The 2,837-nt window shown below is 42.2% G+C and carries 5 protein-coding genes; 3 read left to right on the forward strand and 2 right to left on the reverse strand.

Translation table 11 applies throughout. The features are described 5' to 3' along the window. Positions 1-197: T9SS type A sorting domain-containing protein (locus WBM49_RS08175; RefSeq protein ID WP_424371563.1), on the forward strand; the 197-nt coding region annotated here is incomplete at its 5' end. Here WBM49_RS08175 and WBM49_RS08180 read toward each other — a convergent pair. Then, positions 187-366 carry a hypothetical protein gene (locus tag WBM49_RS08180; RefSeq protein ID WP_424371564.1) on the reverse strand — a complete coding sequence of 60 codons (180 nt, stop codon included), beginning with the start codon at positions 364-366 and terminating at the stop codon, positions 187-189. The genes WBM49_RS08175 and WBM49_RS08180 overlap by 11 nt on opposite strands. A 16-nt stretch (positions 367-382) precedes the next feature. On the opposite strand from WBM49_RS08180, the gene WBM49_RS08185 reads away from it, so the two are divergent. Further along, positions 383-901, forward strand: a complete 519-nt coding sequence (locus WBM49_RS08185) for a hypothetical protein (RefSeq protein WP_424371565.1) — start codon at positions 383-385, stop codon at positions 899-901. Positions 902-926: 25 nt separating this feature from the next. Then, positions 927-1,604 (forward strand): hypothetical protein, encoded by a 678-nt coding sequence (locus WBM49_RS08190; RefSeq protein WP_424371566.1) that lies wholly within the window; start codon positions 927-929, stop codon positions 1,602-1,604. A gap of 961 nt (positions 1,605-2,565) precedes the next feature. Here WBM49_RS08190 and WBM49_RS08195 read toward each other — a convergent pair. Then, the coding region (locus WBM49_RS08195; RefSeq protein ID WP_424371567.1) for a hypothetical protein at positions 2,566-2,837 on the reverse strand (272 nt) is incomplete at its 5' end.

Genomic DNA, 2,837 nt, shown 5'->3' on the forward strand with positions numbered 1-2,837 from the left:
TCTACCTCGGAAATAATACAGCAGACCAGGTTGAGGTTGCCCTTTTCGATCTCAATGGAAGGACCGTTTTCCGTAAAGATTTCAACACCCAGAATAACGAGATCCGATTTAACGTAGATGCTCTTGCTAGAGGGGTGTATCTGCTGAACATCCGAACATCCTCAAGTTTGCTAAACTATAAAATCATCAGAAAATGAGATACGAATTAAGTATAACAACCCTACTGGCTGTGCTGCTGATCTCCTGCGGTGGAGGGAGCGATCCCGATCCGGAACCGGAACCGCCGGCAGTAGTTCCGCCACCATCGGCAGCAACGCTGATCTTTCCGGACAACAATACGGAGTGCAACGAGGGAACCGTGATCAATGAGAACCAGAGCAGCGTGACGTTGCGGTGGACAGAGGCGCAAAACGCTGATTCCTACGAGCTGAATCTACGAAATCTGGACAATAACAACACATCACGCTCCATCTCCAGCACCAATAATTCTACGATCACCCTGCTCAGGGGCGTACCATATGAATGGTTTGTGGTCTCCCGGGCAAACGGCACAAACGAAACGGCCGTCAGCACCACCTGGCGATTTTACAACCAGGGGCCTGGTGTGGAGAACTACGCACCTTTCCCGGCGGAAGCGGTGAGTCCGGCCAGAGGATCTACGGTGGCCACATCAGGAACCGTGACCTTGGTTTGGGCAGGAAGCGATGTAGATAACGACATCGCGGACTTTGACGTGTTCTTGGGAACAGATGCCGCAAGCTTGCTTTTTGTGGACACCACTACAGAAAGCACTATTGATGTAGCAGTAAGTTCCGGAAACGTCTATTATTGGAGAATTCTTTCCCGTGACAGCCAGGGAAATACTTCTCAATCAGAAATATTCGATTTTTTAATTAATTAAATCATAATAAAAACACTTAAATAAAATGAAAAAGGTATTCTTAGTAATTGTATTAATTTATTCAGGCTTTACGGCAGTGGCACAAAATCCGACACGAGTAGAAATTCCTGTCGAACTCTATAGAAATCAGTTGAGGGATGGCCAACTTCCTCCAGACCTGGAAGGATCACCTTACGACCATGAAGAATTTATAGCGGGTACGGTGACCGTTAAAGACAGCGACCCGGTTCCTGCTATGCTTAGGTATGATGTCTACCGCGATAATATTGAAATGCAAGAGGGAGAATCGACAGTTTCATTATTGAAACGGGATTATATCATTGCGACAATTAATCAGGATAAATTTGTGATCGCCAAATACATGCCAAAAAACGAAGATGTAAGACAGGGTTACTTGATTCAGCTAAATGATGGCCCCATCAAACTACTAAAACGGAAAAGCAAAAGGTTCTTGCCCGCCACTGAGACCTTTTCCACGTACAAAGCAGAAAAACCTCCGAGATTTTTAGATCAAACAGATTATTATCTGTCGTCAGGCAAAGAGTATGCGGAAGATATTAAACTACGTAAAAAAAATATCCTCAACGCAATGGATAACGCTTCTGATGCCAGCAAGATTGTGAAAGAGTTAGATTTGGACCTATCTGAGGAAAACGATGTAATCCGGCTGCTAAATATGTTGAATAACAACGATGCGATGTAGAAAACGATAAGACGAAAACTTATCGCTTCAAGAAACACCTAACAAAAACAGAAAAGGGGAGGGCACTGAAAAATAGTGCTTCTCCCCTTTTCAATTGTAAGTCCCAGTGATAATCTCGCCAAAACGCAACCCTATTTCCGTTGCACCAATACTAGCTACTTCGAAGTTTTAAGTATGTTACTACCCTTTTAGCTCTAATGGCATCCCTTAGACTCAACCTACTTTGATTGGGACTACAGCCATTTAAATAATACAGAGGTGCAGCCACTTCCAATAAATTCTGGTTGCTGAGGGCAACCCGGCCCAAACTTTACTAGAATTCTTCCTCCCGTGTAATAAACTCTTTAAATGCTAAAGATATTCAGCCTAACAGAATAGACTAATAAACAAAAGAGCTATCTAAATTTACAATAAGGTCTATCTGTAATGAGATGAAATCTGAGGTAAGAACAGCACATAAACAAAATCTTTAAAGAATAGGAGATTTTACCAAAGCAGTCAAAATCCTTAGTGCAAGAGACCTGAATCTCAAGGATGAAACAGATGTCATCCAACTGATTACCGAGGAGGACGCTCTATCTAATAAAAGAGAGTGTGCTCATTTCCTTTGTAAAGTAAACTACATTCTTAAAAACTGCTGTCTCGACTCGACAGACAAGGATGATCAACACCTCTTTAGAATTGCCAATTCCTGTTAATCACATCTCTCAAAAAAAGGACCTCGCATCCACTGTTGAAAGGTCATACAGTGAATACCTCGCATTTGTATGATAGTAGGACCTATCTTAATTCAACAATGATTAGCAATGAAATAGAGGGGCTCCTTGTAATATTGTTTCCGAATGATAAAAAGAAAAACCCTGCTTTTTTCAAAGCAGGGTTTTCTAATTATATGATCACCTAATGTTTTACTTTGAACCTAAAGTCCAACAGACAAACAAGTCGGTTTTTTCAACCTATTTTACTGAAGACAGTAGTCAAGCGTTAGAACTCCAGCAGGAGTATTTGCTCCGTACTCAGCTACAAGGTTACCATCTGGTGAAAAGATCGCAAACGAGATCTCTCCCCAGTTATCTCCCGGGAAAAACCATTCTGCCTCTTCTACTCCATCAGGGAAAGTAACAGTAGCTATTCCAAAAGAAGCCTCATCTATACAGGTATATGTATTTGCTTCGTATGGTGTACAAAGACCCACTTCGAAGACCTCACCAGTACTCAAGGTTATGCTAAGGC

Source organism: Muriicola sp. (genome assembly GCF_049669965.1).
In the GTDB taxonomy this organism is placed as follows: Bacteria; Bacteroidota; Bacteroidia; order Flavobacteriales; family Flavobacteriaceae; genus Muriicola.